The organism is Streptomyces boncukensis, from assembly GCF_011045075.1.
Classification (GTDB): Bacteria; Actinomycetota; Actinomycetes; order Streptomycetales; family Streptomycetaceae; genus Streptomyces; species Streptomyces boncukensis.
In genome coordinates this window covers 1-16,713 of sequence record NZ_JAAKZZ010000124.1, presented here as the reverse complement: position 1 = coordinate 16,713, position 16,713 = coordinate 1, and the positions used below count along the sequence as shown (strand labels likewise).

Below are 16,713 nucleotides of genomic sequence, written 5' to 3'. Positions count from 1 at the left end.
CACGTGTAGGGCAGATTGCCCACGTGTTACTCACCCGTTCGCCACTAATCCACCACCGAAGCGGCTTCATCGTTCGACTTGCATGTGTTAAGCACGCCGCCAGCGTTCGTCCTGAGCCAGGATCAAACTCTCCGTGAATGCATCAATCATCCAACGAAGAACAAATGTCCTCGCTATGTAAACCCCTTGACGAGGCATACCAAAAATCTGGCGTTGACTACTTGGCACGCTGTTGAGTTCTCAAGGAACGGACGCTTCCTTCGGAAAACCTCTCAGGTTTCCTCCGGGCGCTTCCCTTCGGTGTTCTCCACCTTACCAGAACCTTTTCCGTGCTCTTTCCGAGCCGAATCAGAATTCCGGGCTCCGGACCCCGTTCAGACGCAGGACGTCTCGGGTTTCCGTTGCGGTGAAGATGTAAACGTACTGGAGCGGGGCGCCCGGAAGCAAATCGAGGCGCCCCGCCGTCGGTTGCGCCTGCTCAGACCTCGACGACCACGGGGAGGATCATCGGGCGGCGGCGGTAGCTGTCGGAGACCCACTTGCCGACCGTGCGCCGCACCAGCTGCTGGAGCTGGTGGGTCTCGGCCACACCGTCCTGCGCCGACCGGGCCAGCGCCTCGTCGAGCTTGGGGATGACCGCGGCGAACGCCGCGTCGTCGATCCCGGAGCCGCGGGACTGGATGTGCGGCCCTCCGACGATCTTGCCGGTGGTGCTGTCGACCACCACGAAGACCGAGATGATGCCCTCGTCGCCGAGGATGCGGCGGTCCTTGAGGGAGGACTCGGTGACGTCGCCGACGGACAGCCCGTCGACGTAGACATAGCCCGCCTGGACCTTTCCGGTGATCTTGGCCTTGCCGCCGACCAGATCGACCACCACACCGTCCTCGGCGATCACGATGTTCGCGGGCGGCACTCCCGTCTTCGCGGCCAGCTCCGCGTTGGCGCGCAGGTGGCGCCACTCGCCGTGCACGGGCATCACGTTCGACGGCTGGCAGATGTTGTAGAAGTACAGCAGCTCGCCCGCCGAGGCGTGGCCGGAGACATGGACCTTCGCGTTGCCCTTGTGGACAACATTGGCGCCCCAGCGCGTCAGGCCGTTGATCACCCGGTAGACCGCGTTCTCGTTGCCCGGGATCAGCGACGACGCCAGGATCACGGTGTCGCCCTGGACGATGCGGATCTGGTGGTCGCGGTTGGCCATCCGGGAGAGCGCGGCCATCGGCTCGCCCTGGGAACCGGTGCAGACCAGCACGACCTCGTCGTCCGGCAGGTCGTCGAGGGTCTTGACGTCGACCACCAGCCCCGCCGGGACCTTCAGATAGCCGAGGTCGCGGGCGATGCCCATGTTGCGGACCATGGAGCGGCCGACGAAGGCGACCCGGCGTCCGTGCTCGTGGGCGGCGTCCAGGATCTGCTGGATGCGGTGCACATGGCTGGCGAAGCTGGCCACGATGATGCGCTTCTGCGCGCTGGAGAACACCTGGCGCAGCACCCCGGAGATGTCCCGCTCCGGCGGGACGAAACCGGGGACCTCGGCGTTGGTCGAGTCGCACAGCAGCAGGTCGATGCCCTCCTCGCCGAGCCGCGAGAAGGCCCGCAGGTCGGTGAGGCGGCCGTCCAGCGGCAACTGGTCCATCTTGAAGTCGCCCGTGTGCACGGCCAGGCCCGCAGGGGTGCGGATGGCGACCGCGAGAGCGTCGGGGATGGAGTGGTTGACGGAGACGAACTCGCACTCGAACGGGCCGATGCGTTCGCGGTGGCCCTCCTCCACCTCCAGGGTGTACGGCCGGATCCGGTGCTCCTGGAGCTTCGCCTCGATCAGCGCGAGCGTCAGCTTGGAGCCGATCAGCGGGATGTCCGCCTTCTCCCGCAGAAGGTAGGGGACACCGCCGATGTGGTCCTCGTGCCCGTGGGTGAGGACGATGCCGTCGATGTCGTCGAGCCGGTCCCGGACCGAGCTGAAGTCCGGGAGGATCAGATCGATGCCGGGCTGCTCCTCCTCGGGGAAGAGGACGCCGCAGTCGACGATCAGCAGCCGGCCGCCGTACTCGAAGACGGTCATATTGCGGCCGATCTCGCCGAGGCCCCCCAGCGGGGTGACGCGCAGGCCACCCTCCGGGAGCTTCGGCGGAGGGCCGAGCTCAGGATGCGGATGACTCAAAAGACTCTCCTTACCGCGCGCGCCACGCACCCACCTGGGCACGTGGCGCGCGAAATGTATGAGGCGTACGCGGGGCGTACATGTCGTGCGTGATGTGTGTGGTCGTGCTGGTGCCGGCCCTCCCGCTCTCGGAGTCCGGCGGTATGCAGTTGTGAAGTCTGTGGGCTACAGGTGTACCCCGCCATGCGCGAGATCGTGCTTGAGCTGCTCGGTTTCCTCCTCGGAGAGCTCGACCAGCGGCAGCCGCAGCGGACCGGCCGGGAGGCCCTGGAGGGCGAGCGTCCTCTTGGTGGTGATCACGCCCTGGGTGCGGAACATTCCGGTGAAGACCGGCAGCAGCTTCTGGTGGATTTCCGTCGCCTTGGCGACATCCCCGCTGAGATGGGCCTCCAGCAGTGCGCGCAGCTCCGGCGCGACCAGATGTCCGACCACCGAGACATAGCCGACGGCGCCCACGGAGAGCAGCGGGAGGTTGAGCATGTCGTCACCGCTGTACCAGGCCAGGCCGCTGGTGGCGATGGCCCAGCTCGCGCGGCCGAGGTCGCCCTTGGCGTCCTTGTTGGCGACGATACGCGGGTGGTCGGCAAGCCGGACGATGGTCTCGGTGTTGATCGGCACACCGCTGCGGCCCGGAATGTCGTAGAGCATCACCGGCAGCTCGGTGGCGTCGGCGATGGCGGTGAAGTGACGGTAGAGGCCCTCCTGCGGGGGCTTGCTGTAGTACGGCGTCACGGCGAGCAGGCCGTGGGCGCCCGCGCGCTCCGCAGCGCGGGCCAGCTCCTCACTGTGCGCAGTGTCATTGGTCCCGGCGCCCGCGACGACGTGAGCGCGGTCCCCTACGGCTTCTACGACGGCCCGTACGAGCTGGGCTTTCTCCGCATCGCTGGTGGTCGGGGACTCTCCGGTGGTGCCGTTGACGACCAGGCCGTCGTTGCCGGCGTCCACCAGATGGGCGGCGAGCTGCTGCGCGCCGTCGAGGTCGAGGGCGCCGTCCGCGGTGAACGGCGTGACCATCGCGGTCAGGACCCGCCCGAAGGGCGTCTGCGGTGTGGAGGTCGGAGCCATGAGGTCCACGCTACTCGCAGCGCACCGTGCTGTGCGCGGTCGGGGCGGGGCGGATGCCGGGAGAGCCGGGGTGCTGGGGCCCCGGTACTGCCTGCTCGGGGGTTCAGGCAGTACCGGGGCCGTTTATTCAGCCTAGATGAACTTCTCGAAATGCTGCAATGCGGACACCCGAGCGGGGGTACCGGGGAGGTCAGGGCGCGATGCGGCCGTTGGCGTTGAAGGCGGCGTGCGTGAGCGGCATCAGCGCGGCCCAGTGCCCTTCCAGCAGCTCACCGACCATCTCGATCTCCCGCTGCGGAAAGCTCGGCACCCTGGCCTGCTCGTGCTGGGTGCGCAGACCGAGGAAGTGCATCAGGGAGCGCGCGTTGCAGGTCGCGTACATCGAGGAGTAGAGGCCGACGGGCAGCACGGCGCGGGCGACCTCGCGGGCGACGCCGGCGGCCAGCAGCTCCTGGTACGTCTCGTACGCCTGGCGGTAGGAGTCCTCCATCGCGCGGCCGGTCAGCTCGTGCTGCGCCGGCGTTCCCGCGACGAACTCGTACTTGCCGGGACGGCCCTGCTGGACGAGCTTGCGGGTCTCGTCGGGGACGTAGAACACCGGCTGCAGCTCGCGGTAGCGGCCCGACTCCTCGTTGTAGGACCAGCCGACGCGGTGCCGGTGGAACTCGCGGAAGACGAAGAGCGGGGCGCTGATGAGGAACGTCATCGAGTTGTGCTCGAAGGGGCTGCCGTGCCGGTCCCGCATCAGGTAGTTGATGAGGCCCTTGGAGCGCTCCGGGTCCTTGTCCATCTCGCCCAGGGACGCCTCGCCCGCTGTGGAGACCCGGGCGGCCCAGAGCACATCCGTGTCCGCGGCGCTGTGCTTGACCAGCTCCACGGTCATGTCGCTGCGGAAGCTGGGGGCTGTCTGGTCTGGTGTCTCGGTCACCGGCGGTCCTTCCACGCACATACGTCTGCCAAAGCGGCGCCCAGCCTACGGGCCACCGCCGAGCACGCCGTAGGAAGAGTGCTATGTCCGTATCTCAAAGGACAAAGAAGGACAAAAGGGACTCAGGGTGGAGATAGGGCACCCCGGTGCCATACGCCGTCCCGGCCATTGATATTTTTCACATGCGTCCGGCGTGAACGGGCACTCTCCGGCGAGTTCGGACGTTTCCCCAACTAACAGCTGCTAACAACTCAGAGCGATCTTCAGGAGCGTCCGCCATGTTCCGCCGCGGAGAGACAGTGCCGTTCACCTTCATAGCCGAGGCCGAACGGTTCCGCAGCAATGTCACCCCTCCGCCCCCGCCCCGCCGCAGCTTCGGCCAGGTCACCGGGAGCGTCCTGGTGGGGCTCACCATCGTCGGCGGGCTCGTCGGGTCCCTGCTCGTCGGCCTGCCCGCGCTCGACCTGGAGCAGCACGGCTCCTCGGCCGGCGAGTCCAGTACCGCAGAGAACCGCTGACACGCCCCGGGGGTGCCCGGGGTGGCCCGGCCCCACCCCTCTCGCTAGTCTCCTCGCTCACAGCTACCCCATAGGTGTGAGTGAGGACGACCGTGCCCCTTGCCTTTCTGACGGCCGACCGTGAGCCGGACGCCCAGGCCGACGCCGCCGTGCCGCTGCCGCACGCCGGGAGCGACACCTGGCGCCGCCCCTACCGGCCGGGGCCCTGGCGGGTGGGCGGCGGGGCGATACTGCTGCTGCTGGCCTCGTATCTGCTCTTCTCCGCGATGATCATCGCGTTCACGGGGTCGCTGCCGGGCGCCGCGGGCGCCGCCGGGGGCGGGCTCCTCGTGATCGTCTTCGCGCTGCGGCTGCTGCGGGCCGGGGTGTGGGTGAGCGCGCACGGGCTGCGCCAGACCACCCTCTTCCGCACCAGCACGCTCTCCTGGGGCGAGGTGGGCGCCCTGCGCACCGTACAGGGGCCCGTGCGGTGGCTGGGCCTGCCCCGTACGGTGCAGGGCGAGGCCCTGACGCGCTCCCCGGGGCCGCGCACAGCGCCGCAGGTGCTGCTCACCGACCACAACGCCGACTTCCTCGCCCGGCGCGAGGCGTTCGACCGGGCTGCCGACGTCATCGAGGGCTGGGCGGCCCAGTCCCGTCCGTAGCCGGAGTCCCGTCCGCAGCCGGATCCGGACGCCGGGGCTGCGGCCCGGCGTCCGCAGCGGCGGCGCGGCCGTCGTGCAGGGCGATGGCGTGCTGCATCGCCCTGCGGGCGCGGGCGGTGTCCCGGGCGTCGTGGTAGGCCACCGCGAGCCGGAACCAGGACCGCCAGTCCCCCGGGTTCTCCTCCGTCTCCGCGCGGCGCCTGGCGAAGACCGCGTCCGCCGAGTCGCGGTCGACGCGCCCGGAGGGCGTGCGCCGCAGCTCGTCCGGCGGCAGGCCGCCCTCCGCCTCCAGCTCCCTGGCCAGCCGGCCCGCGGAGCGCGCGAAGCGCGTCGTGTGCCAGAGGAACCACAGGCCGAGCGCAGGCAGCACGAGCACGGCGGCGCCCAGCGCCACGGTGACCGCCGTGCCCTGCCGGATGAGCAGCACACCCCGGCTGCCGACCATGACGAAGTAGACGACCAGGACGGCCGCCAGGACGAAGTACGTGATCCGCGCGCGCACGCCGAGCTCAGTCCCCCATCAGTCCAGGTCGAGAAAGTGTTCGAGACCGAAGGTGAGGCCGGGGGCTGCGGACACCCGGCGGACGCCGAGGAGCACCCCCGGCATGAACGACGAGCGGTGCAGCGAGTCGTGCCGGAGGGTGAAGGTCTCCCCCTCGTCGCCGAACAGCACCTCCTGGTGGGCGACCAGTCCGCGGAGCCGTACGGCGTGCACGGGCACCCCGTCGACATCGGCGCCGCGGGCCCCGTCCAGCGCCGTGCTGGTCGCGTCCGGCTGCGCGGGCAGCCCGGCGTCCCGGCGGGCCTCGGCGACGAGCTGCGCCGTGCGCACGGCCGTACCGCTGGGCGCGTCCGCCTTGCCCGGGTGGTGCAGCTCGACGACCTCGACGGACTCGAAGAAGCGGGCCGCCTGCCGGGCGAAGCGCATGGTGAGGACGGCTCCGATGCCGAAGTTCGGGGCGATGAGGACGCCGGTGCCGGGCGAGGCGTCCAGCCATCCGCGCAGCAGCGCCAGCCGCTCCTCGGTCCAGCCCGTGGTGCCGACGACCGCGTGGACGCCGCGGGTGACGCAGTACTCCAGGTTGGCCATGACGGAGTCGGGGTGCGTCAGGTCGACGGCGACCTCGGCACCCGTCTCGGCGAGGGCGTCCAGCGGGTCGCCGCGGCCGAGCGCCGCCACCAGCTCCATGTCCTCGGCGGCCTCGACCGCCCGGACGGCCTCGGAGCCCATCCGGCCCCTGGCTCCGAGGACGGCTACGCGCTGCTTGCTCATCTTTTGCATTCCTTCGGGGGACAGGGGCGGAGATTGCGGGAGGGGGCTACGCGACGGCCTCGTGCAGATGGTGCAGCCGCCGGTCGTCCACCGGGCCGATGACCGAGAGCGAGGGCCGGCGGCCCAGCACATCGCGCGCCACCTCGCGGATGTCGTCGGGGGTGACGGCCGAGATCTTGGCGAGCATGGCGTCCACGGACATCTGCTCCCCCCAGCACAGCTCGCTCTTGCCGAGGCGGTGCATCAGCGCACCGGTGTCCTCCAGGCCGAGCACGGTGGAGCCGGAGAGCTGCCCGATCGCGCGCCGCACCTCCTCGTCCGGCAGCCCGTTCCGCGCGACCTGGTCCAGCTCCTGGCGGCAGATCTTGAGCACGTCGGCGACCTGGCCGGGGCGGCAGCCCGCGTACACCCCGAAGAGCCCGCAGTCGGCGAAACCCGAGGTGTACGCGTAGGTGCTGTAGGCCAGCCCGCGCTTCTCCCGGATTTCCTGGAAGAGGCGGGAGCTCATCCCGCCGCCGAGGGCCGCGCTCAGCACGCCGAGGGTCCAGCGGCGCTCGTCGTTGCGGGAGACGCCCGGCATGCCCAGCACGATATGCGCCTGCTCGGTGCCCCGGTCGAGCACCTCGACCCGTCCGGCCGCGCGTATGGCGCGCGATCCGGTGCGGGGCCCGAGCGGCTCCGCGCCCTCGGTACGCGCCAGCGCGCCGGCGCTCTCGAACGCGGCGCGGACCCGGCGCACCACCTTCGCGTGGTCGACGTTCCCCGCGGCGGTGACCACCAGGCGCGTCGGGTCGTAGTGCTTCTTGTAGAAGCGGGCGACGCGGTCGCGGGTGAGCGCGTTGACGGTGTCCACGGTGCCCAGCACGGGGCGGCCCAGCGGGGAGTCGCCCAGCAGGGTCTTCGTGAACAGGTCGTGCACGCAGTCGCCCGGATCGTCCTCGGTCATGGCGATCTCTTCGAGGATCACGCCCCGCTCGGCCTCGACCTCCGCGGGGTCGATGACGGAGCCGGTGAGCATGTCGCACACCACGTCGATGGCGAGCGGCAGGTCGGTGTCCAGCACGCGCGCGTAGTAGCAGGTGAACTCCTTCGTGGTGAAGGCGTTCATCTCGCCGCCGACCGCGTCCAGCGCCGCCGAGATGTCCAGTGCGCTGCGCCGCTCGGTGCCCTTGAAGAGCAGATGCTCCAGATAGTGCGTGGCGCCGCCCTGGGCGGGCGTCTCGTCGCGCGAGCCGACGTGCGCCCAGATGCCGAATGTCGCGGAGCGGACGGTGGGCAGCGTCTCGGTGATGACCCGCAGCCCGCCGGGCAGCACGGTCTTGCGGACGGTGCCGGTGCCCGACTCGCCCTTCAGCAGGGTCCTGGTACGGGCGACGGCCCGCCCTGCCGTGCCGGCGGGGCGGGCCGTCGTACGGGACGGTCGCGTCACTTCTCGGACTCGTCCTTGTCGTCGTCCTCGGTGTCCTGGGACTCGCCGCTCTCCGCGTCCTCGTCCAGGACGGGGATGAGGGAGAGCTTGCCGCGCTGGTCGATCTCGGCGATCTCGACCTGGACCTTCTGGCCGACGCCGAGGACGTCCTCGACGTTCTCCACGCGCTTGCCGCCCGCGAGCTTGCGGATCTGCGAGATGTGCAGCAGGCCGTCCTTGCCCGGGAGCAGCGAGACGAACGCGCCGAAGGTGGTGGTCTTCACGACCGTGCCCAGGTAGCGCTCGCCGACCTCGGGCATCGTCGGGTTGGCGATGCCGTTGATCGCGGTGCGCGCGGCCTCGGCGGCCGGGCCGTCGGCGGCGCCGATGTAGATCGTGCCGTCGTCCTCGATGGTGATGTCGGCGCCGGTGTCCTCCTGGATCTGGTTGATCATCTTGCCCTTGGGGCCGATGACCTCGCCGATCTTGTCCACCGGGATCTTCACCGTGATGATCCGCGGCGCGTTCGGGGACATCTCGTCCGGGACGTCGATGGCCTCGTTCATCACATCGAGGATGTGCAGCCGCGCGTCGCGGGCCTGCTTCAGCGCGGCGGCCAGCACCGAGGCGGGGATGCCGTCGAGCTTGGTGTCGAGCTGGAGCGCGGTCACGAACTGCTTGGTGCCGGCGACCTTGAAGTCCATGTCGCCGTAGGCGTCCTCGGCCCCCAGGATGTCGGTCAGCGTGACGTAGTGCGTCTCGCCGTCGACCTCCTGCGAGATCAGGCCCATGGCGATGCCGGCGACCGGGGCCTTCAGCGGCACACCGGCGTTCAGCAGCGACATCGTGGAGGCGCAGACCGAGCCCATGGACGTCGAGCCGTTGGAGCCCAGCGCCTCGGAGACCTGGCGGATCGCGTACGGGAACTCCTCGCGCGTCGGCAGCACCGGCACCAGGGCGCGCTCGGCCAGCGCGCCGTGGCCGATCTCGCGGCGCTTCGGGGAGCCGACGCGGCCGGTCTCGCCGGTGGAGTAGGGCGGGAAGTTGTAGTTGTGCATGTAGCGCTTGCGCGTCACCGGGGAGAGGGTGTCCAGCATCTGCTCCATGCGGAGCATGTTCAGCGTGGTGACGCCCAGGATCTGGGTCTCGCCGCGCTCGAACAGCGCCGAGCCGTGCACCCGCGGGATGGCCTCGACCTCGGCGGCGAGCGTACGGATGTCCGTGACGCCGCGGCCGTCGATGCGCTTCTTCTCCTTGATCACGCGCTCTCGGACCAGGGTCTTGGTCAGCGAGCGGTAGGCCGCGGAGATCTCCTTCTCGCGGCCCTCGAACTGCGGCAGCAGCTTCTCGGCGGCCAGGCCCTTGACGCGGTCCAGCTCGGCCTCGCGCTCCTGCTTGCCCGCGATGGTGAGGGCCTGGGCCAGCTCGTCCCGGACGGCGGCGGTGAGGGCCTCCAGGACGTCGTCCTGGTAGTCGAGGAAGACCGGGAACTCGGCGGTCGGCTTGGCGGCCTGCGCGGCGAGGTCGGACTGGGCCTTGCACAGCACCTTGATGAAGGGCTTCGCGGCCTCGATACCGGCGGCGACGACCTCCTCGGTCGGCGCCTCGACGCCGCCCGCGACCAGCTCGATGGTCTTCTCGGTCGCCTCGGCCTCGACCATCATGATCGCGACGTCGCCGTCCTGGAGCACCCGGCCCGCGATCACCATGTCGAAGACGGCGTCCTCCAGCTCGCTGTGGGTCGGGAAGGCGACCCACTGGCCCTTGATCAGGGCGACGCGGGTGCCGCCGATCGGACCGGAGAACGGCAGCCCGGAGAGCTGCGTGGAGCAGGAGGCCGCGTTGATCGCGACCACGTCGTAGAGGTGGTCCGGGTTGAGCGCCATGATCGTCTCGACGATCTGGATCTCGTTGCGCAGGCCGGTCCTGAAGGACGGGCGCAGCGGGCGGTCGATCAGCCGGCAGGTGAGGATCGCGTCCTCGGAGGGGCGGCCCTCGCGGCGGAAGAAGGAGCCGGGAATCTTCCCGGCCGCGTACATCCGCTCCTCGACGTCCACCGTCAGGGGGAAGAAGTCGAGCTGGTCCTTCGGCTGCTTGGAGGCGGTGGTGGCCGACAGCACCATGGTGTCGTCGTCCAGGTAGGCCACGGCGGAGCCGGCGGCCTGCTTCGCGAGACGGCCCGCCTCGAAGCGGATGGTACGGGTGCCGAAGGAGCCGTTGTCGATGACGGCCTCGGCGTAGTGGGTTTCGTTCTCCACCAGGCATATCTCCTTGTCCGGGCCCGCCGTCCGACGGGCCGTGCGGCAGAGCGCTCCCAGTGCGGGCCGGTCTTCGATCGAAGCGCCCGGAACCGATGTGTCCGGGTGCCACTACCGAGGACCGGCTTCGGGCGGGTGCGCGACTGCCTCGTCCTGTGATGTGTTTTTCCTCGCGAGTCAAGCCTACAAAGGCTCGGCCTTCCGCGAGATACGGCGAGCCCCCGAAGGGGTGCCGAGGTATGTCGAAGGGAGCGGCCCCCGGGCACGGGAACCGCTCCCTCCAGCGCGTCTCAGCGGGCGCCCGCCGCGCCGCGACGGATACCGAGGCGCTCGACCAGCACCCGGAAGCGCTGGATGTCCTTCTTCGCGAGGTACTGCAGCAGGCGGCGACGCTGGCCGACCAGCAGCAGCAGACCACGACGCGAGTGGTGGTCGTGCTTGTGGGTCTTCAGGTGCTCGGTCAGGTCGCTGATACGGCGCGAGAGCAGCGCCACCTGGACCTCCGGGGAGCCGGTGTCACCCTCCTTGGTGGCGAACTCGGCCATGATCTGCTTCTTCGTCGCGGCGTCGAGAGACGACACTCGTACTCCTTGAGATTCCGGCCACCGAGCGCCCCTGGTCTGCGTCACAGGGAAGGCTTCGAATACTCGGAGGGCCGTTAGCAGCGTAGCAGGGCGGAAGGGCACCCCTTACCGCCCGGTACCGCCCGGCGCTCGCACAGCGGGTCAGCTCGTCAGACCGCGGGCCTTGGAGTAGACGTCCAGCACCGCCAGGCACAGCGGGACCAGGGTGAGCAGGACGAAGGTCTCCAGGATCTCGGCGAAGCGGCCCCAGAAGGGCGTGACCCCCGTCCGGGGCACGGTGAGCCCGATACCGACGACCAGGGTCGCCGCCAGCGCCAGTGCCGCGCCGAGCCACACGGTGCGCAGCGCCGTGCCGTCGTCGGGGAAGCCGGCGGCCAGTCCCAGGCCGAGCAGCACCAGCGCGGCCATGCCCGCGACCAGCGTGCTGACGACCTGCGAGGTGTAGCGGAAGAGCCGGGCGCGCAGCAGCATCGCCAGGCCGGTCGCGAGGGCGAGCAGCTGCCCCCACCCGGAGCCGGAGAAGCCGAGGACGGCGCCCGCGCCGACCACCACGGCCGCGCAGCCGCCGACCAGCCCGACCAGCAGCTCGTGCCCGCGCCGCGCCTGGGCGGCGATCCGCTCGGCGTCGATGGGCCCCTGGGTCCGCGGCGCGGCGTCCGGGTCGGTGTCGTAGTCGCGGGCGGCGGCGCTGGTGGCGGCCTCGTAGCCGATGGGCAGCCGGGCGAAGCGGGTGGAGAGGCCGGGCAGGAAGGCGAGCGCGCCGACCGCGACGGGGGCGCAGACGGCGGCGCTCTGCACCGGCCGCATCTCCGTCATGATCGCGACAAAGGTGACGAGCGTCCCGACAGTCGCGGTGAAGGCCGCGGCGACGAACGGTCCGTCGCCGTAGGGGGCGAGCGCGACCAGGACGGCGGAGGCGATCAGCACGGCCACGCAGCCCAGCAGGAACTGGAGCCTGCCGATGCCGTGCCCGTCCTCCAGCGGCAGCAGCCCGGAGCCCGCGATCATCATGTGCGGCAGGGCGCCGAGGCCCAGCGCGACGGCCGTCGGCCGGTCGTCGTACACCCGGGCGCGCACGGCCGCGAGCGCGACCAGCAGCACCCCGGTGACGGCGGCCAGGACGCCGGACAGGCCGTGCATGTCGTGCCGGCCGGGGTCGGAGGACCACAGCACTCCGGCCATCAGCACCAGCAGCACGCCGCCCCCGACGAGTCCGGCCACGCGCACCATGCCGTCGTCCCACAGCCTGCGGTCCCGGGTGACGGCGCTGGCGACGGCGTCCGAGACGTCGTCGAAGACGGCGGGCGGCAGGGACTCGGCGAAGGGGCGCAGGCTGAGCACCTCGCCGTCGAGGATGCGCTGCGCCAGGAGCGAGCGGGAGCTGTCGAGCACGGTGCCGTCGCGGCGCACCAGGTGGTAGCCGACGGGGGCGCCCTCGGCCGGCCGCTGGCCGGACAGCCGGAGTATCTCCGGGCGGATGTCGGCGACCGGGATGTCCTCGGGGAGGGCGACGTCGATCCGGCTGTCCGGCGCGACGATGGTGACCCGGCAGAAGCCGGTGCCGGCCGCGGCGGCGCCCGGCGCAGGCCCCGGGGTACCGCCTGGTCCCGGAGCGCCGGCAGGGCCGGTGCCCGGTGCCGTACCCGGGCCGGTGCCCGGCCCCGTGGCCGCTGCGGAAGCCGTCGTACTCACTCCTGGATCCCCCTCGTCCGCCCTGCGCTCCCTGCTCCCCGTCTGCCCCCGTGCACCACGCGCCGCGCCCGCGCGTGCACCGCGCGCCACCCTACCGCTCCCGGCCGGGCGGGCGGGCCACTAGGATCTGCGCCGCGGAAGGGACGCGGACGGGGGACGCGGACGGGGCGCCCGGACGGGGGCCGCGGACGGTGCCGCCGGACGGGGATGCCGGACTGGGGCGCCCGATGCGAACGGTCCCGCTCCGCACCGGAATCACCAGGGCCGCGTGGACAACGCGCGAAGCCGCGCAACGACGCGAGAAGACGCGAGTAGACGAGAAGAGTGGTGCGCCCGTGACCCAGATCGTCGTGAAGCGTCCGCCCCGGGCGCTGCCGCCCGACGTGCCGGACCAGGAGCTGCGGCTCGAACCTCCGCCGGAGCTGCCGCGCGGTCAGCAGGAGGGCATGCTGCTGCAGTTGCTGCCCATGCTCGGCATGGGCGGGTCCAGCATGTTCTTCCTGATGCCCGGGGTGAGCGGGCACCCGATGATGCGCATCATGGGCGTGGTGATGCTGGCGTCCATGCTTGCCATGGTCATTGCCATGATCGTGCGGTTCCGCAGGGGCACCCAGGGCGACATGGCGCAGACCCGCCGCGACTATCTGAAGTACCTCGCGCAGACCCGCCGCAAGGTGCGCAGGACGGCGCTCAGGCAGCGGGACGCGCAGTTCTATCTCAACCCCTCCCCCGACCAGCTGTGGTCGCTGGTAGCCGAGGGCAGCCGGGTGTGGGAGCGGCGGCCCGCCGACGGGGACTTCGGGCAGATGCGGGTCGGACTGGGCGCGCAGCAGCTCGCGACTCCGCTCGTCGCACCGGAGACTGCGCCGGTGGACGAGCTGGAGCCGCTGACGGCGGGCGCGATGCACCAGTTCCTCAACACCCACGGCACGCTCGACGGGCTGCCGATGGCGGTGTCGCTGCGCGCCTTCTACCACGTGACGCTCAGCGGCGACCCGGAGTCGGTCTACGGCTCGGTCCGGGCCATGGTGTGCGGGCTGGCCGCGCTGCACTCCCCGGAGGACCTGGTGATCGCGGTCGCGGCGGGCCAGGACTCCTACGGGCGCTGGGAGTGGGCCAAGTGGCTGCCGCACGCGCAGGCGCCGGAGCTCGCCGACGGCGCCGGGGCCCGCCGCCTGATCGTCGGTGACGCACTGGAACTGGAGGCCCTGCTGGCGTCCCGGCTGGAGGGCCGTCCGCGGTTCAACGCCGCCGCCGAGCCGCTGCTGGAGCAGCAGCACGTTCTCGTCGTACTGGACGGCACGGTGGTCCCGCCGGGCTCGCTGCTGGCGGCCCCGGAGGGCCTGCAGAGCGTGACGGTGGTGGAGGTGGTGCCGGGCGAGATCGAGGCGGCGCGCGGCGGGCTTTCGATGGTCGCGCGGCCCCGGCTGCTGCGGCTGGAGGCGGCCGACGGGCTGGTGTACGACGGCACGCCGGACCTCCTGTCGTACGAGGGGGCCGAGGCGCTGGCCCGCCAGCTGGCGCCGCTGCGGGTCAGCACCGGTGGGGACGACGACGAACCGCTGCTCGCCAAACTGGAGTTCACCGACCTGCTGAACCTGGGCGACCCGGCGGCCGTCGACGTCGCCCGCACCTGGCGGCCGCGCACCCAGGCGGAGCGGCTTCGGGTGCCGATCGGGGTCGGCGAGGACGGGCAGCCGGTGATGCTGGACCTCAAGGAGGCGGCCCAGGACGGCATGGGGCCGCACGGGCTGTGCGTGGGCGCGACCGGCTCCGGCAAGTCGGAGCTGCTGCGCACCCTGGTGCTGGGGCTGGCGGTCACCCACCACTCGCAGACGCTGAACTTCGTGCTGGCCGACTTCAAGGGCGGTGCGACGTTCGCGGGGATGGCGCAGATGCCGCACGTGGCCGCCGTCATCACCAACCTGGCCGACGACCTGACGCTCGTCGACCGCATGGGCGACTCCATCCGGGGCGAGCTCAACCGCCGCCAGGAGATGCTGCGCGACGCGGGCAACTACGCCAACATCCACGACTACGAGAAGGCCCGCGCGGCAGGCGCCCCGCTGGACCCCGTCCCGTCCCTCGTCCTGGTCATCGACGAGTTCAGCGAGCTGCTGACCGCCAAGCCGGACTTCATCGACATGTTCATCCAGATCGGCCGCATCGGCCGGTCGCTGGGCGTGCACCTGCTGCTGGCCTCGCAGCGCCTGGAGGAGGGCCGGCTGCGCGGCCTGGAGACGTATCTGTCCTACCGGGTGGGACTGCGCACCTTCTCGGCCGCGGAGTCGCGGGCCGCGCTCGGCGTACCGGACGCGTACCACCTGCCGTCGGTGCCCGGTTCGGGCTATCTGAAGTTCGGCACGGACGAGATGACCCGGTTCAAGGCGGCGTACGTCTCGGGGGTCTACCGCGCGGCCGACGGGGCCGACCTGAGCGCGCCCGGCCCGCTCCCGGCGAACCGCCGCCCGGTGCTGTTCACGGCCGCGCCCGTACCCGTACCGCGCCCCGACCCGGCCGACGCCGTACGGGCGGCGGCGGGCGAGGGGGCGGACGGCGCCGACGGGGCCGCGCCAGAGGACGACGCGCTGTCCGACACCGTGCTGGACGTGGTGGTGCGGCGGCTGGAGGGGCAGGGCACGCCCGCGCACCAGGTGTGGCTGCCGCCGCTGGACAGCGCCCCGCCGCTGGACGAGCTGCTGCCGGGCCTGACCCCGGTGGACGGCCGCGGGCTGACCGTCGCGGACTACCCGAAGCTGGGGCAGCTCGTCGTGCCGCTGGGCCTGGTGGACAAGCCGTTCGAACAGCGGCGCGACCCGCTGTACCTGGACTTCTCGGGCGCGGCCGGGCACATGCTGGCGGTCGGCGGCCCGCAGTCCGGCAAGTCGACGCTGGTGCGCACCCTCGTCTCGTCGTTCGCACTCACCCACACCCCCGCCGAGGTGCAGTTCTACGGGCTCGACTTCGGGGGCGGCGGCATGTCGGCCATCGCGGACCTGCCGCATGTGGGCGGCACGGCCTCCCGGCTGGACCCGGAGCGGGTGCGGCGCACGGTCGCGGAGGTGTACGGCATCCTCAACCGGCGCGAGGAGTACTTCCGCGCCTGCGGCATCGACTCCATCGCCACCTACCGCAGGCGCCGCGCCCGCGGCGAGATCACCGACCAGCCGTGGGGTGACGTCTTCCTGGTGATCGACGGCTGGGGCACCTTCCGCAACGAGTACGAGGGCCTGGACGGCGTCATCGGCGACATCGCCGGGCGCGGCCTCGGCTACGGCATCCACCTGGTCATCACGGCCTCCCGCAACATGGAGGTGCGCGCGGCGCTCAAGGACCTGCTGATGAACCGGCTGGAGCTGCGCCTGGGCGACACCATGGACTCCGAGCTGAACCGCAAGGTCGCGCAGAACATCCCCGCAGGCGTCCCCGGGCGCGGCCAGACCATGGAGGGGCTGCACTTCATGTGCGGCGTGCCGCGGATCGACGGGGTCGGCTCGGACGCGGAGCTGTCCGACGCGAGCGCCGAGATGTGCCGCACCGTCGGCGCCCACTGGACGGGCGACCCGGCACCGCACGTCCGCCTCCTGCCCCGCGAGCTGCCCGCCTCCCGCCTTCCGGGCGGCGCCGCCTTCCCCGACCAGGGAGTGGCCTTCGCCATCGACGAGAACAGCCTGGAGCCGGTCTTCGTCGACTTCGAGACCGACCCGTTCTTCCTCGTCTTCGGCGAGAGCGAGGCGGGCAAGACGGCGCTGCTGCGGCTGCTCGTCAAACAGATCACCGAACGCTACTCGGGCGACGAGGCGAAAATCGTCGTCGGCGACTACCGGCGCTCGCTGCTGGGCACCGTCCCGGACTCCCACCTCCTGGAGTACGCGCCGATGTCGAACGCCATGGAGGCACACATGACGGCGCTCCGCGACCTGATGACCCGGCGCGCCCCCGCCCCCGACATCACCCCGCAACAGCTGCGGGACCGCAGCTGGTGGACCGGCCCGCAGGTGTTCATCGTCGTCGACGACTACGAACTCGTCGCGACGTCCAGCGGGAACCCTCTCGCGGTGCTGACCGAGCACCTCCCCTTCGCCCGGGACGTCGGCATCCGCTTCCTCATCGCCCGCAGCTCGGCGGGGGCCTCCCGCTCGATGTTCGAGACGTTCATGACCCGCATCAAGGAACTGG

General features: G+C 71.3%; 12 protein-coding genes and 1 rRNA gene. 3 read left to right on the top strand and 10 right to left on the bottom strand.

From position 1 onward, the window contains the following. The 4 genes from G5C65_RS38540 to thyX form a co-directional block, all read right to left on the bottom strand. Positions 1-138 (bottom strand): 16S ribosomal RNA (locus G5C65_RS38540); the annotation flags it as partial. Between the two features lie 340 nt (positions 139-478). Further along, on the bottom strand, positions 479-2,164 hold the full coding sequence (locus G5C65_RS14565; RefSeq protein ID WP_165299239.1) for a ribonuclease J: 1,686 nt from the start codon (positions 2,162-2,164) through the stop codon (positions 479-481). A 165-nt stretch (positions 2,165-2,329) separates the two neighbouring features. After that, a complete protein-coding gene (gene dapA, locus G5C65_RS14560; RefSeq protein ID WP_165299238.1) occupies positions 2,330-3,229 on the bottom strand; it encodes a 4-hydroxy-tetrahydrodipicolinate synthase in 900 nt (299 codons plus the stop codon). A 190-nt stretch (positions 3,230-3,419) separates the two neighbouring features. Then, positions 3,420-4,178, bottom strand: coding sequence for an FAD-dependent thymidylate synthase (gene thyX / locus G5C65_RS14555; protein ID WP_165299237.1), 759 nt, complete (start codon positions 4,176-4,178; stop codon positions 3,420-3,422). Positions 4,179-4,435: 257 nt separating this feature from the next. On the opposite strand from thyX, the gene G5C65_RS14550 reads away from it, so the two are divergent. Together G5C65_RS14550 and G5C65_RS14545 are read left to right on the top strand one after the other, a co-directional pair. Further along, positions 4,436-4,675: a hypothetical protein gene (locus G5C65_RS14550; protein WP_165299236.1), complete on the top strand. Its 240-nt coding sequence runs from the start codon at positions 4,436-4,438 to the stop codon at positions 4,673-4,675. Positions 4,676-4,767: 92 nt separating this feature from the next. Then, a complete protein-coding gene (locus G5C65_RS14545; RefSeq protein ID WP_165299235.1) occupies positions 4,768-5,319 on the top strand; it encodes a hypothetical protein in 552 nt (183 codons plus the stop codon). Here the strand turns inward: G5C65_RS14545 and G5C65_RS14540 are convergent. The 6 genes from G5C65_RS14540 to eccD all read right to left on the bottom strand — a co-directional run bounded on the left by G5C65_RS14540 (position 5,285) and on the right by eccD (position 12,534). Beyond that, complete coding sequence (locus G5C65_RS14540) at positions 5,285-5,821, bottom strand: hypothetical protein (RefSeq protein WP_338146392.1); 537 nt, start codon at positions 5,819-5,821, stop codon at positions 5,285-5,287. The genes G5C65_RS14545 and G5C65_RS14540 overlap by 35 nt on opposite strands. An 18-nt stretch (positions 5,822-5,839) precedes the next feature. Next, positions 5,840-6,592 (bottom strand): 4-hydroxy-tetrahydrodipicolinate reductase, encoded by a 753-nt coding sequence (gene dapB / locus G5C65_RS14535; protein WP_165299234.1) that lies wholly within the window; start codon positions 6,590-6,592, stop codon positions 5,840-5,842. A gap of 46 nt (positions 6,593-6,638) precedes the next feature. Continuing rightward, a complete protein-coding gene (locus G5C65_RS14530) occupies positions 6,639-8,021 on the bottom strand; it encodes an insulinase family protein (protein WP_165299233.1) in 1,383 nt (460 codons plus the stop codon). Further along, the gene (locus tag G5C65_RS14525; RefSeq protein WP_165299232.1) at positions 8,018-10,258 is read right to left on the bottom strand and encodes a polyribonucleotide nucleotidyltransferase; all 2,241 of its coding nucleotides are present in this window, start codon (positions 10,256-10,258) and stop codon (positions 8,018-8,020) included. The genes G5C65_RS14530 and G5C65_RS14525 overlap by 4 nt, the downstream gene beginning before the upstream one ends. Positions 10,259-10,548: 290 nt before the next feature. Then, positions 10,549-10,839, bottom strand: a complete 291-nt coding sequence (gene rpsO, locus G5C65_RS14520) for a 30S ribosomal protein S15 (protein WP_165299231.1) — start codon at positions 10,837-10,839, stop codon at positions 10,549-10,551. Positions 10,840-10,983: 144 nt separating this feature from the next. Further along, the gene (gene eccD / locus G5C65_RS14515) at positions 10,984-12,534 is read right to left on the bottom strand and encodes a type VII secretion integral membrane protein EccD (protein ID WP_165299230.1); all 1,551 of its coding nucleotides are present in this window, start codon (positions 12,532-12,534) and stop codon (positions 10,984-10,986) included. A gap of 335 nt (positions 12,535-12,869) precedes the next feature. Here eccD and eccCa point away from each other — a divergent pair. Next, on the top strand, positions 12,870-16,713 hold a 3,844-nt coding region (gene eccCa, locus G5C65_RS14510), incomplete at its 3' end, for a type VII secretion protein EccCa (protein WP_165299229.1).